General features: G+C 70.6%; 16 protein-coding genes. 2 read left to right on the forward strand and 14 right to left on the reverse strand.

The window, feature by feature from the left end; genetic code table 11:
- Position 1 precedes the first annotated feature (1 nt).
- From FO470_RS16100 to FO470_RS16110, 3 genes are all read right to left on the reverse strand, one after another.
- Entirely contained in the window at positions 2-727 is a 726-nt protein-coding gene (locus FO470_RS16100; RefSeq protein ID WP_144343983.1) for a protein glxC, read from the reverse strand.
- Positions 724-1,605, reverse strand: coding sequence for a class II glutamine amidotransferase (locus FO470_RS16105; protein ID WP_144343984.1), 882 nt, complete (start codon positions 1,603-1,605; stop codon positions 724-726). Before FO470_RS16105 ends, FO470_RS16100 begins: the two co-directional genes overlap by 4 nt.
- Before the next feature lie 130 nt (positions 1,606-1,735).
- A complete protein-coding gene (locus tag FO470_RS16110; protein ID WP_244616501.1) occupies positions 1,736-2,398 on the reverse strand; it encodes a helix-turn-helix domain-containing protein in 663 nt (220 codons plus the stop codon).
- Positions 2,399-2,568: 170 nt separating this feature from the next.
- On the opposite strand from FO470_RS16110, the gene sthA reads away from it, so the two are divergent.
- Positions 2,569-3,963, forward strand: a complete 1,395-nt coding sequence (sthA, locus tag FO470_RS16115; protein ID WP_144343986.1) for a Si-specific NAD(P)(+) transhydrogenase — start codon at positions 2,569-2,571, stop codon at positions 3,961-3,963.
- Here the strand turns inward: sthA and FO470_RS16120 are convergent.
- From FO470_RS16120 to FO470_RS16150, 7 genes are all read right to left on the reverse strand, one after another.
- A complete protein-coding gene (locus FO470_RS16120) occupies positions 3,960-4,352 on the reverse strand; it encodes a GFA family protein (RefSeq protein ID WP_144343987.1) in 393 nt (130 codons plus the stop codon). The genes sthA and FO470_RS16120 overlap by 4 nt on opposite strands.
- Before the next feature lie 125 nt (positions 4,353-4,477).
- Positions 4,478-5,350: a bifunctional methylenetetrahydrofolate dehydrogenase/methenyltetrahydrofolate cyclohydrolase FolD gene (folD, locus tag FO470_RS16125; RefSeq protein WP_144343988.1), complete on the reverse strand. Its 873-nt coding sequence runs from the start codon at positions 5,348-5,350 to the stop codon at positions 4,478-4,480.
- A gap of 10 nt (positions 5,351-5,360) precedes the next feature.
- The gene (gene purU / locus FO470_RS16130; RefSeq protein WP_144343989.1) at positions 5,361-6,230 is read right to left on the reverse strand and encodes a formyltetrahydrofolate deformylase; all 870 of its coding nucleotides are present in this window, start codon (positions 6,228-6,230) and stop codon (positions 5,361-5,363) included.
- Between the two features lie 108 nt (positions 6,231-6,338).
- The gene (locus tag FO470_RS16135; protein ID WP_144343990.1) at positions 6,339-6,977 is read right to left on the reverse strand and encodes a sarcosine oxidase subunit gamma; all 639 of its coding nucleotides are present in this window, start codon (positions 6,975-6,977) and stop codon (positions 6,339-6,341) included.
- Positions 6,970-9,948 (reverse strand): sarcosine oxidase subunit alpha family protein, encoded by a 2,979-nt coding sequence (locus FO470_RS16140; RefSeq protein WP_144343991.1) that lies wholly within the window; start codon positions 9,946-9,948, stop codon positions 6,970-6,972. The genes FO470_RS16135 and FO470_RS16140 overlap by 8 nt, the downstream gene beginning before the upstream one ends.
- Complete coding sequence (locus FO470_RS16145) at positions 9,945-10,232, reverse strand: sarcosine oxidase subunit delta (RefSeq protein WP_144343992.1); 288 nt, start codon at positions 10,230-10,232, stop codon at positions 9,945-9,947. Before FO470_RS16145 ends, FO470_RS16140 begins: the two co-directional genes overlap by 4 nt.
- 175 nt (positions 10,233-10,407) lie before the next feature.
- Complete coding sequence (locus tag FO470_RS16150; RefSeq protein WP_144343993.1) at positions 10,408-11,658, reverse strand: sarcosine oxidase subunit beta family protein; 1,251 nt, start codon at positions 11,656-11,658, stop codon at positions 10,408-10,410.
- 202 nt (positions 11,659-11,860) lie between these two features.
- Between FO470_RS16150 and FO470_RS16155 the strand changes: the two genes are divergently transcribed.
- Positions 11,861-12,826 (forward strand): LysR family transcriptional regulator, encoded by a 966-nt coding sequence (locus FO470_RS16155; RefSeq protein ID WP_144343994.1) that lies wholly within the window; start codon positions 11,861-11,863, stop codon positions 12,824-12,826.
- Positions 12,827-12,931: 105 nt separating this feature from the next.
- On the opposite strand, the gene FO470_RS16160 is transcribed toward FO470_RS16155, so the two are convergent.
- The 4 genes from FO470_RS16160 to FO470_RS16175 form a co-directional block, all read right to left on the reverse strand.
- The gene (locus FO470_RS16160) at positions 12,932-14,146 is read right to left on the reverse strand and encodes a beta-ketoacyl-[acyl-carrier-protein] synthase family protein (RefSeq protein ID WP_144343995.1); all 1,215 of its coding nucleotides are present in this window, start codon (positions 14,144-14,146) and stop codon (positions 12,932-12,934) included.
- The gene (locus FO470_RS16165) at positions 14,146-14,415 is read right to left on the reverse strand and encodes an acyl carrier protein (RefSeq protein ID WP_144343996.1); all 270 of its coding nucleotides are present in this window, start codon (positions 14,413-14,415) and stop codon (positions 14,146-14,148) included. The genes FO470_RS16160 and FO470_RS16165 overlap by 1 nt, the downstream gene beginning before the upstream one ends.
- A 141-nt stretch (positions 14,416-14,556) precedes the next feature.
- Positions 14,557-16,014, reverse strand: a complete 1,458-nt coding sequence (locus FO470_RS16170; protein ID WP_144343997.1) for a GH1 family beta-glucosidase — start codon at positions 16,012-16,014, stop codon at positions 14,557-14,559.
- A 36-nt stretch (positions 16,015-16,050) separates the two neighbouring features.
- Positions 16,051-17,382: a GntT/GntP/DsdX family permease gene (locus FO470_RS16175; RefSeq protein ID WP_144343998.1), complete on the reverse strand. Its 1,332-nt coding sequence runs from the start codon at positions 17,380-17,382 to the stop codon at positions 16,051-16,053.
- Between the last annotated feature and the right edge of the window lie 48 nt (positions 17,383-17,430).

A 17,430-nucleotide genomic window follows, 5' to 3' on the forward strand; every position in this document is an offset into this window, starting at 1 on the left:
CTCAGTAGCTCGACACGTTGTCGACGTGGAAATGGTAGAGCGTGCGCGCCGAGCCGTAGCGGCGGAACTCGGAGATATCGACCTCGCCAAGGATGCCGGCGGCCTCGAGCTTGGCGGCGAGCAGCGCCTTGTGCTCCTCGCGCATCTCCTTCTCGATGCAGTCGGCCCCGAGGCCGGCCACCGAGCCGCGCACGAACAGCTTGGCCTCGTAGAGGCTGTCGCCGAGCGCCTCGCCCGCGTCGCCCAGCACGGTGAGGGTGCCGGCCTGCGCCATGAAGGCGCTCATATGGCCGACCGAGCCCTTCACCACGATGTCGATGCCCTTCATCGAGATGCCGCAGCGCGCCGAGGCGTTGCCGTCGACGACGAGCAGGCCGCCATGGGCGGTGGCGCCGGCCGACTGGCTGGCGTCGCCCTTCACATGCACGAAGCCGCTCATCATGTTCTCGGCGACGCCGACGCCGGCATTGCCGTTGATGATCACGCGCGCCTGCTTGTTCATGCCGGCGCAGTAGTAGCCGACCGGCCCGTCGATCTCGACCGTGACCGGAGCGTCGAGCCCGGCGGCGACGGCGTGGCGGCCGGCGGGGTTGAACACCTTCCAGTGCGTCTCGTTGGTGTCGGCGGCGAGCTTGTGCAGCGCCGCGTTCAGCTCGCGCAGCGGGGCCTGCGCGAGGTCGAAGAAGGTTTCGCCGTCCGAGACGGCAGGCTTCAGCTTGAGGTTCATGCTGCGCGATCCCAGAAATAGACCTTGGCCGGCTCCGGCTCGAAGACCCGCGCCGTCTCGATGCCCGGCAGGCCGGCGAGCGCGCGGTATTCGGAGGCGAAGGCGACGTAGCTGTCCGTCTCGGCCATGACGGCCGGCTTGCAGGCGATCGGGTCGCGCAGCACGCCGAAGCCGGTCTCGGTGCCGACGACGAAGGTGTAGAAGCCGTCGAGGTCGTCGAGCGAATGCTCCAGTGCCTCGCCCAGCGTGTCGCCGCCGCGCATGCGGTAGGTGAGGTAGGCGGCCGCGACCTCGCTGTCGTTCTCGGTGTTCACGCTCAGCCCCTCGCGGGCGAGCAGCCGGCGCACGCCGGCATGGTTGGACAGCGAGCCGTTATGCACCAGGCACTGGTCCGGACCGGTGGAGAAGGGATGCGCGCCGTCCGTGGTCACGGCGCTCTCGGTCGCCATGCGGGTGTGGCCGATGGCGTGGGTGCCGCTCATGGTCTCCAGCTTGAAGCGCTTGGCGACGTCGGCCGGCAGCCCGACCTCCTTGTAGAGCTCCATGCGGTTGCCCGCGCCCACCACCCGCACCTCGGGCGCGATGCGCGCCAGCGCCGCCCGCACGGCGGCTTCCTCGGCCGCCGGCACGCTCAGTACCGCATGGGTATCGCGCGGGGTGACGAGATGGCCGATCTGCCCGCCGAGCGCGGCGAAGTCCGTGCCGGCCGGGCCGCGCAGGGTCAGCTTCACGAAGCCGGGCGTGCCCGCGCCATAGACCGCGAAGCCGGCGGAATCCGGCCCCCGGTCGCACATGATATCGAGCATCTCCGACAGCAGGGCCCCGAGTTCGGGCTCCAGCTTCGGCTCCTTCAGGAAAAGGCCGACAATGCCGCACATGGCGGAACTCCTGGCAGGGAAGGGTGTGGAAGGACGTGCCCAACCTTTTAGGAGCCGCCAACGCGGGCGTCAATCAGTCGAGAATAATATTTTCTTCTGAGGAAAAAATGGAGCGGGGAAAAGGGGCGTCCTACCGCTCCGGCTCGCGTGGGTAGATGATGATCGACAGATAGGTCATCGGCCGAACCACCAGCTCTTCCGGCCCGTGCGTGGCGGCGGAATCGAACAGCAGCGAATCCCCGGGCCTCAGGTGGTAGGCCCGGTCGCCGTGGCGGTAGACCACCTCGCCGGTCAGCATGTGGATGAACTCCACCCCGGCATGGCGGAAGCCGGTATAGGGCACCGCCTCCTCGCTCAGCGTGATGAGATAGGGCTCGACCGCCACTTCCCCGCCCAGCGCGTGGCCGAGCAGTTCGTACTGGTGGCCGACCTTGGTGCCGCGCCGCTCGATGTGCACGCCCTGTCCGGCCGGCACGAAGGAACAGTCGCGTTTCTCCTCGAAGCTGGAGAACAGCGTGGAGATCGGCACGTTCAGCACGGTGGCGATGGATTGCAGCGTCGCCAGCGAGGGCGAGATCAGCCCGTTCTCGATCTTCGACAGCATCCCCACTGAGATTCCCGCCGCGCTGGCGACGTCGGAGACGGTGAGGTCGAGGTCGCGGCGCAGCGAGCGCACCTGCAGGCCCAGCGCCTGTTCCAGCGTGCGCTCATTGGCGAGCGGCGCGCCCGAGCCGGTGCTCAGATCCTCCGCGGCCTCGGCGCGCGCGGCCGGCTTGCGTGACGTGTCGGTCAATTCGGCGTCTCTCCGTGTCGCGGACAATGGGAGCCTTTCCGCCGGCAAAAGCCAAGCCTGCCAGTGACAAAAGCCGGGCGCCGCGTGCCGCCCGCCGTCATCGAAGCTTGGCATTCATCGTGCATCGATGACGGTAATCCCTGCTGCCCGCAAATGGTTTGGCGTCTTCCATGTATGATTACGACATGATTGTCATCGGCAGCGGCCCTTCCGGGCGCCGCGCCGCCGTGCAGGCCGCCAAGATCGGCCGGTCCGTCCTGGTCGTCGAGAAGGGTCGCCGCGTCGGCGGCGTTTCCGTCCACACCGGCACCATCCCCTCCAAGACGCTGCGCGAGACCGTGCTGAACCTCTCCGGCTGGCGCGAGCGCGGCTTCTACGGCCGCTCCTACCGGGTGAAGCAGGACATCGGTGCCGGCGACTTGATGGCGCGTCTGCACAAGACGCTCGATCACGAGGTCGAGGTGCTGGAGCACCAGTTCGCCCGCAACGGCGTGAAGACCGCGCGCGGCGAGGCCCGCTTCCTCGATCCGCACACCGTCGAGATCACCGAGGAGAACGGCGACGTCGACACCTATACCGGCGAGCACGTCCTCATCGCCGTCGGCACGCGTCCCTTCCGGCCGGACTATGTGCCCTTCAACGGCCGCACGGTGTTCGACAGCGACGAGATCGTCGACCTGCCGAAGCTGCCGCGCAGCCTCACCGTCATCGGCGCCGGGGTCATCGGCGTCGAATACGCCTCCATCTTCTCGGCGCTCGACGTGGCGGTGACGCTGATCGAGCCCCGCAACAGCTTCCTCGACTTCATCGACAAGGAGCTGATCGAGGAGTTCGTCCATGAGCTGCGCGACCGCAATGTCGGGCTGCGCTTCGGCGCCGCGGTCACCGCCATCGAGCTCGGCGCCGAGGAGCGGCCGGTCTGCCGGCTGGCGGACGGGCGCTCGGTGCAGTCCGACATGCTGCTCTTCGCCGCCGGCCGCGTCGGCGCCACCGACCGGCTGAACCTTCCCGCGGCCGGGCTCGCCGTCGATCATCGCGGGCGCATCGGCGTCGATCCGAAGACGCTCCAGACCGCGGTGCCGCACATCTACGCCGCCGGCGACGTCATCGGCTTCCCCAGCCTCGCCTCCACCTCGATGGAGCAGGGCCGCGTCGCCGCCTGCCACGCCTTCGGCCTCCAGCCGCCCCCTCCGCCGGAATTCTTCCCCTATGGCATCTATTCGGTGCCGGAGATGTCGACGGTGGGCATGAGCGAGGAGGAGGTGCGCCGGCGCGAGATCCCCTACGAATGCGGCATCGCCCGCTTCCGCGAGACCTCGCGCGGCCACATCATGGGCCTCAGCAACGGCATGATGAAGATGATCTTCTCGGTGAAGACGCGCCGCCTGCTCGGCGTGCACATCGTCGGCGAGGGCGCGACGGAGCTGATCCACATCGGTCAGGCGGTGCTGAACCTGAAGGGCACCATCGACTACTTCATCGAGAACACCTTCAACTATCCCACCCTCGCCGAGGCCTACAAGATCGCCGGCCTCGACGCGTGGAACCGCATGACGCGGGCCTAATCCTCGAAGCGGCCCGCCGTGTCGCGGTCGCGCGCGTAGTGGCGGGCGAGCGGGAACGGCGGCAGCCAGGACTCGCGCCGCACGGTCCAGAGCTCGTAGGTCGGCGTCAGCTGGTCGGGAGCATCCAGCGATCCGAGGTTCACCTCGATCTCGTCTCCGGTGCGTCCGAACACCGACGATCCGCAGCGGGGGCAGAAGAAGCGCCCGGCATAGTCGCGTGTCTCGCCGTCGATCGTCACCGCGTCCTGCGGGAACACCGCCGAGGCGTGGAAAAGCGCGCCGTGATGCTTGCGGCAGTCGAGGCAGTGGCACAGCCCGACCCGGTAGGGGCGCCCCGTCGCCACGAGCCGGACGCTGCCGCACAGGCAGCCACCCATGAACCGGTCCATGCTGCGCCTCCTCCCAAAAGCGCGCGGCGCCAGCATCCGCCTCGACGCGAGGGGGCGATGACGCCGCGTGTGACTGGACTAGGTAGCGCCCGCCGCCCCGCGCTTCAACGCGGCGGCGGAAGGGTTCACGCGCCGAGCTGCCGCCGCGCCGCCGTCAGCGTGTTCTGCAGCAGGCAGGCGATGGTCATCGGGCCGACGCCGCCCGGCACCGGCGTGATGGCGCCGGCGATGCCCTGCGCCTCGTCGAAGGCCACGTCGCCGACGAGCCGCGTGCCGCCACCCGGCTTGTCGACCCGGTTGATGCCGACGTCGATCACCGTGGCGCCGGGCTTGATCCACGCGCCGCGGATCATCTCCGGCCGGCCCACCGCGCCGATGAGGATGTCGGCGCGCCGGCAGACCTCGGGCAGGTCGCGGGTGCGCGAATGGGCGATGGTGACGGTGCAGTCCTCGCGCAGCAGCAGCTGGGCGAGCGGCTTGCCGACGATGTTGGAGCGGCCGACGACGACCGCCTCCAGCCCGCTCAGCGAGCCCAGCCGGTCCTTCAGCAGCATCACGCAGCCGAGCGGCGTGCAGGGCACCAGCGCGTCGAGCCCGACCGCCAGCCGGCCGGCATTCACCACGTGGAAGCCGTCCACGTCCTTGGCGGGGTCGATGGTGGCGAGCACCGCCTGCGCGTCGATATGGCCGGGCAGGGGAAGCTGCACGAGGATGCCGTGCACGTCCTTCTCGGCGTTGAGCGCGGCGATCAGCGCCAGCAATTCGGCCTGCGTCGTCGTGGCCGGCAGCTTGTGCTCGATGGAGGCCATTCCGGCCTCGACCGTCTGCTTGCCCTTGTTGCGCACATAGACCGCGCTCGCGGGATCCTCGCCCACGAGCACCACCGCGAGCCCCGGCGTCACGCCGGTCGCGGCGTGGAACGCGGTGACGTCGCTGGCCACGCGCTTGCGCAGCCCTTCGGCAAAGGCCTTGCCGTCGATCAGGCGGGTCTCGACCATCGGAGCCTCCTCAGTCGCGGAACACGACGGTCTTGCGGCCGTTCATCACCACCCGGTCGTCGAGGTGCCAGGCGAGTGCCCGGGCCAGCACGCGGCGCTCGATGTCGCGCCCCTTGCGCACGAGGTCCTCGGCGGTGTCCTGATGGGTGATGCGCTCCACGTCCTGCTCGATGATCGGGCCTTCGTCGAGGTCGGAGGTGACGTAATGGGCGGTGGCGCCGATCAGCTTCACCCCGCGCTCATGCGCCTGGTGGTAGGGCTTGGCGCCCTTGAAGCCGGGCAGGAAGGAGTGGTGGATGTTGATGCAGCGCCCGGAAAGCTTGGCCGAGAGCCCGTCGGAGAGCACCTGCATGTAGCGGGCGAGCACGGCCACCTCGGCGCCGCTCTTCTGGAACAGCTCCCACACCTGGGCTTCCTGCTCCATCTTGGTCGCCTTGGTGATCGGCAGGTAGTGAAACGGGATGTCGCCGAAATCGAGATGGGCGTAGGTCTCGCGCGGATAGTTGGCGACGATGGCGACGATCTCCATCGGGATCTCGCCGATGCGCCAGCGGTAGAGCAGGTCGGCGAGGCAGTGGTCGAACTTGGAGACCAGCAGCATCACCCGGCGCTTCTGGCTGCGCGGGCGCAGGCGCCAGTTGAGCGAGAACTTATCGGCCACGTCCGCGAACTCGGCCTTCAGCGCCTCCAGCGAGTCCGAGCCCGCCTCGCGGTCGAACATCACCCGCATGAAGAAGCGGCCGCTCTCGGTGTCGTCGAACTGCTGCGCCTCCAGGATGTTGCCGCCATGCTCGAACAGGAAGCTGGCCACCGCGGCGACGATGCCCGGACGGTCGGGGCAGGAGAAGGTGAGGACGTAGGGTTGGGTGCTCTCGGTCATGGATCTGTCTCGTCGAAACGCCGGCGGCGGCAAGGGCGATGGTGATGCGCGCGCCGGGCGGGTTTTAGGGGAGATGAGGTGTTCGTGGAAGCGCGCGACGCGCCGCCGTCAACCTCGGCCGCCGGAACCTTGGTTTTCGAGACGCAGGCCGTATTCGGCACCGCTGGCGATCAGGAAGCGGGTGAAGGCCGCCTCCAGGCTGCGGGCGACGAGCAGCCGGTAGGAAGTTTCGCCCGTCCGCCACAGCGTCACGCCGATATGCGCGATCACCGTGGTCGCGGCATCGCCGACGCGGAAGACGAGCGGGTCGAGGTCGACCAGCGCGCCCTTGGCGAGAAGGTCGGGAACGCGGGGGCCGGAAAGGTCGAAGGTCACATAGCCGTCGCCCTGCTCGGTCACGGCCGCCTCGGTGCCGAGCACCGCGCGCAGCGTGCCGGCGAGGTCGGGCTCGCTGCGCGACAGCACGAGGAAGCGTCCCGGCGCGGTGCCGACGACGGTGGTGCCGCCCTCGATCGCCGCGTGCGGCCGGTCGGCCAGCTCGACGCCGAGCGCGCGGCGCAGGCGTTCGACCACGCTCGCCGCGTGGCCCTGCCGGGCGACGGCCAGCGCGATGAAGGGCTCCTCGGCGGTGGACACGCCCACGCCGGGCTCGCCCGCCGCGCCATAGGCGCCGGCAGGCGGCACGCGGTCGAAGGCGATGCCGGCAAGCGGATCGTGAAGCGGGTCATGAGACGAACGGTCAGCCACGCAGACGCTCCCCTTCCGGATCGATGAAGCCGGGCGCGCAGACTTCTACCTCGAATTCCTCGCCGCGAACCGGGTCATAGGCGCGCACCCGCTCGCCGATCCGCTCCGGCCCGCGCACCAGCAGGCCGAGGCCGATCCAGTGGCCCAGATGCGGCGAATAGGCGACGGAGGTCATGTAGCCCTCGTCATTGGCCGTCTCCGGCTTCGCGCCGAGCGACAGGAAATGCGCCCCCGCCCGCAGACGGCGCGCGCGCTCCACCGGCCGGAAGCCGACGAAGCCCGGCCGCGCCGGATCGACGAGGCCGGGACGGCCGGCCATGACGCGGCCGATATAGTCCTTCTTGGTCGAGGCCATCCGGCCGAGGCCGAGGTCGCGCGCCGCGGTCTGGCCGGACAATTCGTTGCCGGAGACATGGCCCTTCTCGATGCGCATCACGCCGAGCGCCTCGGTGCCGTAGGGAGTGATGCCGAATTCCTCGCCGGCCGCCATCAACGCCTCGGCCAGCGCGGCGCCATGGCGGGCGGGCACCGCGATCTCGTAGCCGAGCTCGCCGGAGAAGGAGAGGCGGAAGAGCCGCGCCTTCACCCCGCCCATCACCCGGCCCTCGACGGCGCCTATGAAGGGCAGCCCCTCATTGGAGACGTCGACGTCCGCGTCGACCACGCGCGCCAGCACCTCGCGCGAACGCGGGCCGGCGATGGCGATCTGCGCCCATTGCTCGGAAATCGAGGCGATGGCGACGTCGAGCTCCGGCCACAGCACCTGCAGGCAGAATTCGAGGTGCTGGTAGACCTTGGCGGCGTTGGCGGTGGTCGTCGTCATCACGTAGTGCTCGGGGCCGAGCCGCGCCGTGGTGCCGTCGTCCATCACCATGCCGTCCTCGCGCAGCATCACGCCGTAGCGCGCCTTGCCCACCGCGAGGGCCGAAAAGCCGTTGATGTAGACGCGGTCGAGGAAGCTCCCGGCGTCCGGCCCCTGAAGGTCGATCTTGCCGAAGGTCGAGACGTCGATCAGCCCGACGGAGGAGCGCACCGCCGTCACCTCGCGCGTCACCGTCTCCAGCCAGTCCTTTTCGCCCTTGCGCGGGAAATACTGCGCGCGCAGCCACGCCCCGGTCTCGACGAACACCGCGCCCTGCCGCGCCGCCCATTCATGGGTGGGGGTGAGGCGGACGGGGCGGAAATCCTTGCCGCGATGATGCCCGGCCAGCGCACCCAGCGAGACGGGCGTGTAGGGCGGGCGGAAGATCGTCGTGCCGGTCTCGGGGATCGAGGCGCCGGTGAGGCTCGCCATGATGGCGAGGCCGGTGACGTTGGAGGTGCGGCCCTGGTCGGTCGCCATGCCCAGCGTCGTGTAGCGCTTGAGATGCTCGACCGAACGGAAGCCCTCCTTGTGGGCGATACCGACATCCTTGGCGGTGACGTCGTTCTGCAGGTCGACGAAGGCCGCGCCCTTCGAATCCGCGACATGCCAGAAGGGCTGGAGCGCGAACGCCTCGTCCTCCACCGCCGGCACGTCGAGCGGCGGCACCGGGAAGCCGAGCGCCTCGGCGGCCTCCGCGCCCTGCGCCGCGCCCTCGCGCAGCGCTGCGCCGAGGCCGAAGCTGCCATTGGCGGCGCCGGCGACGGTGAGCCCGGCCGGGGAGGCGCCCGGCACGAAGGCGGCGATGGCCTCGTTCCACACCGGCCTGCCGCCATGGTGGCAGGTCAGGTGCACGGCCGGCGACCAGCCGCCGGAGACCGCCAGCGTATCGACGACGAGCTGCTCGCGGCCGCGCGGCGTGGCGACGTCGACCGTGCGCAGCTTGCGTCCCTGCGTGGCGATGACGCGCGAGCCGGCGAGCACGCGGATGTCGCGCGCGCGGGCCGCCTCGACGAGGGCGGGGGAAACCTCCTCGCGCACGTCGATGATGGCCTCGACGCGCGCGCCCGCCTCGCTGGCCGCCAGCATGCCGCGCCAGGCGTCGTCATTGTTGGCGAAGAGCGCGATGTGCCGGCCCGGCAGCACCGCGTGGCGCTGCACATAGGTGCCGACCGCGCCGGCCAGCATCACGCCGGGCCGGTCGTTGCCGCCGAACACGATGGGCCGTTCGGTGGCGCCGGCGGCGAGCACGGCGCGCCGGGCGATGATCCGCCACAGCCGCTGGCGCGGCTGGAAGGGCGCCGGCACGGGCAGGTGGTCGCCCACCCGCTCCAGCGCGCCATAGGTGCCGCTGTCATAGGCGCCGAACACGGTGGTGCGCGTCATCAACCGCACATTGGGCAGGCTCGCCAGCTCCGCCGCGACATGCGCGGCATAGGCGGCACCGGCCCGTCCGTGCACCTCCCGCCGCTCGGCGTTGAGCCGGCCGCCGGGCAGGAAGTCCTCGTCGGCGAGGATCACGCGGGCGCCGGTGCGCCCGGCCGCCAGCGCCGCCATCAGGCCCGCCGGGCCGGCGCCGATCACCAGCACGTCGCAGAAGGCGGTGGCCTTCTCGTAATGGTCGGGGTCGGCCTCCTCGGCGGCGCGGCCGAGGCCGGCGGCGCGGCGGATGAACGGTTCGTAGAGCTTCTCCCAGAAGCTCGCCGGCCACATGAAGGTCTTGTAGTAGAAGCCGGCACCGAGGAAGGGCGACAGAAAGCGGTTCACGCTCAGCACGTCGAGGCCGAGCGAGGGCCAGCGGTTCTGGCTGGTCGCCTCCAGCCCGTCGAACAGCTCGACCACGGTGGCGCGGGTGTTCGGCTCGCGACGCGCGCCGGAGCGCAGCTCGACGAGGGCGTTGGGCTCCTCCGCGCCGGCCGAGAAGATCCCGCGCGGGCGGTGATACTTGAACGAGCGGCCGACGAGGCGCACGCCGTTCGCCAGCAGCGCCGAGGCCAGCGTGTCGCCGGCATAGCCCCGGTAGCTGTGGCCGTCGAAGCGGAAGGAGAGGGGCGCGGCGCGGTCGATCAGGCCGCCGCTCGCCAGCCGGTTCTTGTCGGGGCGGCTCATGCGGCGTCTCCCGGCTCGCGGGCGAGGCTGGCGCCGGCGATGGCGTGGTTGCGGGTGTCGCGCGTCACGCGCACCCACTGGCGGCAGCCATTGGCGTGGTACCACCATTCGCGGTGCGCCCCGGCCGGGTTGTCGCGCAGATAGACGTAGTCGTGGAAGCGGTCGGCGAGCGCGGAGTCCTGCGCGTCCACCGCCGCCGGGTCGGGCCGCACCAGCGTGGCGTCGCCGAGATAGCTGAACTCGTGGGCGTCGCGCTCGCCGCAATAGGGGCAGGGGATACGCATCAGGTGCGGTCTCCGGGAAGAACGATCAACGCTGCCGGCAGAGCCACCGTCATGGCCGGGCTTGACCCGGCCATCCACGTATTCCTGCCGCGCCGAAGGCGTGGATGCCCGACCCTGGGCCGGGCATGACGCAGGACCCGGCAGGCAATGCCGGTGAGAGAGCGTGCGTGCGTCATCAGTGCAGGTTCGGCTGCGCGCCGACTCCCTTCTCGTCGATGAGATGGCCGCTGCGGAAGCGGTCGAGCCGATAGGCGCCGGCGACCGCGTGCGGCTCGTCGCGGGCGATCAGGTGCGCGAAGCACCAGCCCGAGGCCGGCGTCGCCTTGAAGCCGCCATAGCACCAGCCGGCATTGAGATAGAGGCCCGGCACCGGCGCCCGGTCGATGATCGGCGAGCCGTCCATCGACATGTCCATGATGCCGCCCCACATGCGCAGGAGCCGCAGCCGGCCGATGCGCGGCATCAGCGCCATGCCGCCCTCGGCGACATCCTCGATCACCGGCAGGTTGCCGCGCTGGGCGTAGGAATTGTACCCGTCGATATCGCCGCCGAAGACGAGCCCGCCCTTGTCGGACTGGCTGATGTAGAAATGCCCGGCGCCGAAGGTGATGACGCCGTCGATCACCGGCTTCAGCCCCTCCGAGACGAAGGCCTGCAACACGTGGCTCTCGATCGGCAGGCGCAGCCCGGCCTTTTCCGCCACGCGCGAGGAACTGCCCGCCACGGCGAGCGCGACCTTGCCGGCGCGGATGGCGCCGCGCGTCGTCTCAACGCCGACGATGTTCCCGCCCTCGCGGAGGAAGCCCGTCACCTCGCAGTTCTGCACGATGTCGACGCCGAGCGTATCGGCCGCCCGCGCATAGCCCCACACCACCGCGTCGTGGCGGGCGGTGCCGGCGCGGTGTTGCAGCAGCCCGCCCTGGATCGGGAAGCGCGCATTGTCGAAGTCGAGGAACGGGTACATGGCCCGCACCTGCCGCTTGTCGAGCAGTTCGGAATCCGCCCCCGCCAGCCGCATCGCGTTGCCGCGCCGCGCATAGGCGTCGCGCTGGGCGTCGGAATGGTAGAGGTTCAGGATGCCGCGCTGGCTCACCATCGCGTTGTAGTTCAGCTCCTGCTCCAGCCCTTCCCAGAGCTTCATCGACCATTCGTAGAACGGCTCGTTGCCCGGCAGCAGGTAGTTGGAGCGGATGATGGTGGTGTTCCGCCCGGCGTTGCCGGAGCCGATATAGCCCTTCTCGATCACCGCCACGTTGTGGATGCCGTGGACTTTGGCGAGATAGTAGGCGGTCGCCAGCCCGTGCCCGCCGCCGCCGACGATGACGACGTCATAGGAGGGCTTGGGCGCGGCGTCGCGCCAGGCGGGTTTCCAGTCGGACTGCCCGTTGAGGCCGTTGGCCAGGATGCTGAGGAAGGAATAGCGCATGAAGGGCTCGCTACCAGAGGCGGCTGTGAGCTATAGATCAGAGCCGATCCGCTGATAATATAAGTTTTGTTTATATACGCCAGCGCCGTCGTGGCCGGGCTCGTCCCGGCCATCCACGCCTTCCGCCCGCATCGGGACGGGCTGTCCGGCAATGGCGCCGGGCATATGGCGCCGGGCATGACATCGAACGGAACCGTGCTCCATGGCCGATAGCCTTCCCTTCGACCTGCGCGCGCTGGAGCTCTTCCTCGCCGTCTGCGACGCCGGCACCATGGCGCAGGCGGCGCGCCGGCTCGGGCTCACGCAGCCGGCTATCTCGCAGGCCATCGCCGACATGGAGCGGCGCATGGGCATCGCCCTGTTCGACCGCAGCGCCCGTCCTCTGGCGCTCACCGCCGCCGGCGGCGCGCTGCGCCAGCGGGCGAGCGCGCTGCTGTCCGAGGCGCGACAGATCGCGCCGCTGCTGCGCGAGGCCGAGCATGCGCGGCTGCCGCTGCTGCGCGCCGGCCTCGTCGATTCGCTCTCGCGCGCCCTGCTGGCGCCGCTGGCGCGGGCGCTGGGCGAGAAGGCGGAGCAGGTCTCGCTGCTCTCTGGCCTCACCGCCTCGCATGCCGGCGCGCTGCTCACCCGCCAGCTCGACCTGCTGGTCGGCGCCGACGATCTCGACGAGATCGAGGGGCTGGAGCGCTGGCCGCTGGTGACCGAGCCCTATGTGCTGCTGCTGCCCGCCGCCCTGCCGGCCCCGGCGCGGGTGGTCGATCTGGGGGAGCTGGCGCGGCACGTGCCGCTGGTGCGCTTCTCCGCCCGTTCCAAGACCGGCATGGAGGTGGAGCGGCATCTGCGCCGGCTGCGGCTCGACCTGCCGCGGCCGCTGGAGTTCGATACGCCCTATGGGGTGACGGCGGCGGTGGCGGAGGGGGCGGGCTTCGCCATCACCACGCCCCTGTGCCTCATGGAGGCCGGCATCCCGCTCGACGGCCTCGCCTGCCATCCGCTGCCCGGCCCCGGTCTGACGCGCCATCTGACGCTGATCGCCCGCCGGCAGGAACTCGGCCGCCTGCCGCGCGAGGTCGCCGCCTTCTGCCGCGAACGGCTGGCGGCCCAGCGCCCGGCGCTCGCGGCGCTGGTCGGGGAGGGGCTGGCGGCGGGCTTCGTGGTGGAGCCGTGAACGGCTACGTCTCCCTCTCCCCGTTGGGGAGAGCGGCTCTGCGGCTTCGCAATCGTGTCCCGGCCCAACCGAGGCGAAGCCGAAGCGCCGAGCCGGGAAGCGACTTCAGCCGTTATAGCGCCTCAGCGCGAGCACGGCGTTCAGCCCACCGAAGGCGAAGCTCGACGAGATGGCGACCTCGATCGGTGCGTTGCGCGCGGCGTTCGGCACGCAGTCGATGTCGCATTCCGGGTCGAACTCGTTGAAGCCCATGGTCGGCGGCAGGAAGCCCTCGCGCAGGGCGAGCACCGTGGTCACCATGTCGAGCGCGCCCGAGGCGTTCATGGTGTGGCCGTACTGCGATTTCGACGAGGAGACCGGCAGGCGGGTGAGGTGGTCGCCGAAGACGTGGCGCAGCGCCGCCGTCTCGGTCTTGTCGTTCAGCACCGTGGCGGTGCCGTGGGCGCTCACATAGTCGACCTGTTCCGGCGCGAGGCCGGCATCCTCCAGCGCGAAACGCATCGAATCCGCCGCGCTCGCCATGTCGGGAGCGGTGATGTCCATGCCGTCGGCGCTCATGCCGAAGCCGATCAGTTCGCCATGGATGGTGGCGCCGCGGGCGATGGCCCGGTCCATGTTCTCCAGCACCACGGCGCCGCCGCCCTCGCCGATTACGAGGCCGGCGCGGTCCTTCGAGAAGGGGTGGCAGCCATTGGGGGCGAGCACGCGCAGCGCTTCCCAGCTCTTCAGCATCCCGTAGGTGAGCTGCGATTCCGCGCCGCCGGAGACCGCGACGTCCAGCATGCCGGAACGGATCATGTGGAAGGCGGTGCCGATGGCGTGCGAGGCCGAGGAGCAGGCCGAGGCGATGGAGAAGGCTGGCCCGTGGATGCCGAGATCCATGGTGATGTGGCTCACCTGCCCGCTCGGCATGGCACGCGGCACGGTGAAGGGGTGCGGGCGCGGCGCCTTGTCGGCATAGAGCTTGTGATAGCTGTCGTCGACGGCGTGGAAGCCGACCGAGGCGGCGAAGATGGCGCCGGCGCGGTGGCGCGCCACGCCTTCCAGCGCCGGGCCGGCATCGGCCAGCGCCTGCCGGGCGACGACGACGGCGAACTGCGAGGTGCGGTCGATGAGGCCGAGCTGGCGCGGCTCGAAATGCTCCTCCGGCGTGAAGCCGCGGACCTCGGCGGAGATCTTCGTCTTCATGGTGGAGACGTCGACGCCCTGCGTCTCGCCGATGCCGACCGTGCCGGCGCGCAGCCCGGCGAGGTGCGCGGCGACGTCGTTGCCCAGCGCCGAGAGGGAGCCGAGCCCGGTAATGGCGACGCGCGCCGTCATCAGGCCAACTTTGCCTTCTGCGCGGCGAGAAGCTCGGCGACGTGCGCCACCAGCGTGCCGACCGTCACGTCGTTGCCGTTCAGCGGGCCGTCATTGGGGATCTCGATGCCGAAGCGGCTCTCCAGCTTGAAGATCGTCTCGATGAGGTCGAGCGAGGAAATGCCGAGTTCGGAGACCGGCGTCTCCGGCGTCAGCAGGCTCGAATCGACACCCACCTCGCCGGAGATGAATTCGACGATTTCGGCGACGGCGGGATCGTCTGTCTGCATGCGTCTGCTCTGTCTCGTGCGTCGGCGCGAAGCCGGGGATTGCCGTTAGGTATCACAAAGAAAGGCGGTTGGGGCAGCAGCGTCAAATGACCGACATATGTGTCCGGCGCATGTCATCTCGTCATGTCGCGGCCGCCGCCCTCACGGCTTCACGCCCGCACGGTGCGCCCGGATGAGCTGGGAAAGATAGAGCGCGGAAGACTTCGGCGTGCGCTGCTGGGTCTCGAAATCCACATGCACCACGCCGAAGCGCCGGCGCTCGCCCTCGGCCCACTCGAAATTGTCGAGCAGCGACCAGGCGAAATAGCCGTTGAGCGCGCAGCCCTGCGCGATCGCCTCGCCCGCCGCCGTCAGGTGGGCGCGGAAATATTCGGTGCGCTCGGGGTCCTGCACCGTGCCGTTGGCTGGCGCGGGGTCCTCGTAGCAGGCACCGTTCTCGGTGATGAACACCGGCGGGTTGCCGTAGGAATCGCGCAGGCGCTTCAGCACCTCGACCATTCCCTGCGCGCTGATCGGCCAGCCGAGCAGCGTGGTCGGCGTTCCCGGCGGCAGGGCGCCGTAGCCCGCCTGGGCGAGGAAGGCCGCGGGGTCGTGCTTGATGTAGGACGGCCCGTAATAGTTCACCCCGAGGAAGTCGACCGGCACGCGGATCGCCTCCATGTCGCCGGGCTTCACCAGCTGCGCGAACACGTTCTCGAACGGCGCGGGGTAGCGGCCGTGGAACAGCGGGTCGAGGTTGATGGTGTTCCAGCAGGCGTCGAAGCGCTGGGCGGCGGCGATGTCCGCCTCCTGCTGCGAGGCCGGGAAGATCGGCTGCAGCGAGAACACCGTGCCGACCTTCAGGTCGCTGCGCAGCGCCCGCACCGCCGCCGCGCCCACGCCCTGCGCGAGGTTCTGGTGGTGCTGGGCCATCACGTAGCTCGGCCAGCCGGTCAGTCCCGGCGCGTGGTTGCCGAAGCCGTGGCCGAAGATGGCGTGCACCGAGGGCTCGTTGAGCATGGCCCACGGCTTCACCCGGTCGCCGAGCCGGCCGACCACGGCGCGGGCATAGTCGGCGAACCAGTTGGCGATGTCGCGGTTGTGCCAGCCGCCCCGGTCCTGCAGCGCCTGCGGCAGGTCCCAGTGGTAGAGGCAGGCCATGGGCAGGATGTTGCGCGACAGCAGCTTGTCGACCAGCCGGTCGTAGAAGTCGAGGCCGGCGGCGTTCACCTGCCCCGTGCCCTCGGGGACGATGCGCGGCCAGGCGATGGAGAAGCGGTAGGACTGGAGCCCCAGCCGCGCCATCAGCTCCACGTCGTCGGCATAGCGGTTGTAGTGGTCGCAGGCGACGTCGCCATTGGTCCCGTCGGCGATCTTGCCCGGCGTGTGCGAGAAGGTGTCCCAGATGGAGGGCCGCCGCCCGTCGGCCTTCACCGCCCCCTCGATCTGGTAGGAGGAGGTCGAGGCGCCCCAGAGGAAGCCGGCCGGCAGCTGCGGCACCCCGCCGGGCGGCAGCGGTTGCACGTCGCCGGGCTGGGGGCCGGTCTGCGCGCGCGCGGGCAGGGCCGGCAGGGCGGCGGCGGCGAGGCTGGAGGCGAGGAAGTCGCGGCGTCGGAGCATCGGCGGAGTTTCCCCTCGTTCTGCTGGAGGTCGTGTCTAGGCGGTCAGCAGCCGGATGGCGATCAGCAGCACGATGGCAAGCGCGCCCTGCAGCGCGGTGCCGAGCGAGAAGCGGGCGAGTGCCGCCCCGGGCGTGAAGCCGCCGCCCCGCGCAACCAGCCAGAAGAATCCGTCATTTATGTGCGACACGCACATCGCGCCGGCGCCGATCGCCAGCGCCGCGAGGGTCCGCCCGGCGGGATCGCCGAGGCCGAGCGGGTCGACCAGCTCCATCATCATGCCGGCGGCGGTGATGGCCGCGACCAACGAGGAACCCTGCAGCGTCTTGATCACGGCGGCGAGCGCGAAGGGCAGCAGCAGGGCCAGCGCCCCCGCCGGCGCGAAGCCGAGCAGCCGCTCGGCGTTCATCTCCGCCATGCCGGTCTCCTGAGCGATCTTCGACAGGCCGCCCGCCGCGCCGACGAGCAGCAGCAGCGGCGCGACCTTGGTCAGCGCCCGTCCGGCCCAGCCCTTCTCGGTGAGCCCGCCCGGCTCCCAGTGGCCGCTCAGGAGCAGCAGCAGGCCGGTGCCGACCAGCAGCAGGATGACCGGCCGGCCGAGGGCGATGAGGAATTCCCGGTTGGAGCCGCCGCCCAGCGGCTCGGAGGCGATGTCGCCGAGCGACTGCACGATCAGCAGCCCGACCAGCACGAGGCTGACCAGCGTCAGCGCCAGCGCGCCGCGCCGGGGCGCGTGCAGCGTCTCGCCGTCGAGGGCGCGGGCGGTGTCGGCCGGGTCCGGGCGGCCGCTGGCCACCGCGCGGGCGAAGGCGGTGCCGAGCAGCAGGGCGAGCACCGCCACCGGCAGGCCGATCGCCACCGCCTGCGTCCAGTCCGCCCGCAGGATGGTCAGGCCCGCCAGCATCACCGGCGCGGGGATCAGCAGGCCGTGGCTGGCGGAGAGGGCGAGCCCCAGCACCAGCGCCGAGCGCGGGCTGTCGCCGCCGATGCCGCGCCGCAGCGGGTCGAGCACCGCGAAGGCCGCCGCCGGGGTCGAGCCGAGGCCGGCGACCAGCCCGAGCAGCGCCAGCGGCGCGGATTGCGAGCGCCAGCCGCGCGCCCGCTGCCGCAGCCGCGCCGTGGCGCCGCTGGCGTCGGCGATCTCGGCCATCAGCGCGGCGGCCACCACGGTCAGGCCGAGCGCGTTCAGCGTCTGGCCGAAGCCGAGACCGAAGGCCTTGCCGACATGGCTCGTCGACATGCCGGCGGCATAGCCGAAGCCGACGCCGGCGACCACGAGGGCGATGAAGGGCTGCACGCGCCCGCGCCCGGTGGCGAGCACCAGGAGGACGAGCGCGGCGAGGAAATAGGCGGCCTGGGTCAGCGACATCGGGGACACGCGGGACGGGAGAAAAGCCGGGGCGGGAGTTTCCTCTGG

It is taken from the genome of Ancylobacter moscoviensis (genome assembly GCF_007559435.1).
GTDB lineage: Bacteria > Pseudomonadota > Alphaproteobacteria > Rhizobiales > Xanthobacteraceae > Ancylobacter > Ancylobacter moscoviensis.

Coding starts and splice junctions, on each gene's coding strand:
- FO470_RS16100 (WP_144343983.1), bottom strand. CDS start 727: ATGAACCTCAAGCTGAAGCCTGCCGTCTCGGACGGCGAAACCTTCTTC.
- FO470_RS16105 (WP_144343984.1), bottom strand. CDS start 1,605: ATGTGCGGCATTGTCGGCCTTTTCCTGAAGGAGCCGAAGCTGGAGCCC.
- sthA (WP_144343986.1), top strand. CDS start 2,569: ATGTATGATTACGACATGATTGTCATCGGCAGCGGCCCTTCCGGGCGC.
- FO470_RS16120 (WP_144343987.1), bottom strand. CDS start 4,352: ATGGACCGGTTCATGGGTGGCTGCCTGTGCGGCAGCGTCCGGCTCGTG.
- folD (WP_144343988.1), bottom strand. CDS start 5,350: ATGGTCGAGACCCGCCTGATCGACGGCAAGGCCTTTGCCGAAGGGCTG.
- purU (WP_144343989.1), bottom strand. CDS start 6,230: ATGACCGAGAGCACCCAACCCTACGTCCTCACCTTCTCCTGCCCCGAC.
- FO470_RS16140 (WP_144343991.1), bottom strand. CDS start 9,948: ATGAGCCGCCCCGACAAGAACCGGCTGGCGAGCGGCGGCCTGATCGAC.
- FO470_RS16145 (WP_144343992.1), bottom strand. CDS start 10,232: ATGCGTATCCCCTGCCCCTATTGCGGCGAGCGCGACGCCCACGAGTTC.
- FO470_RS16150 (WP_144343993.1), bottom strand. CDS start 11,658: ATGCGCTATTCCTTCCTCAGCATCCTGGCCAACGGCCTCAACGGGCAG.
- FO470_RS16155 (WP_144343994.1), top strand. CDS start 11,861: ATGGCCGATAGCCTTCCCTTCGACCTGCGCGCGCTGGAGCTCTTCCTC.
- FO470_RS16160 (WP_144343995.1), bottom strand. CDS start 14,146: ATGACGGCGCGCGTCGCCATTACCGGGCTCGGCTCCCTCTCGGCGCTG.
- FO470_RS16165 (WP_144343996.1), bottom strand. CDS start 14,415: ATGCAGACAGACGATCCCGCCGTCGCCGAAATCGTCGAATTCATCTCC.
- FO470_RS16170 (WP_144343997.1), bottom strand. CDS start 16,014: ATGCTCCGACGCCGCGACTTCCTCGCCTCCAGCCTCGCCGCCGCCGCC.
- FO470_RS16175 (WP_144343998.1), bottom strand. CDS start 17,382: ATGTCGCTGACCCAGGCCGCCTATTTCCTCGCCGCGCTCGTCCTCCTG.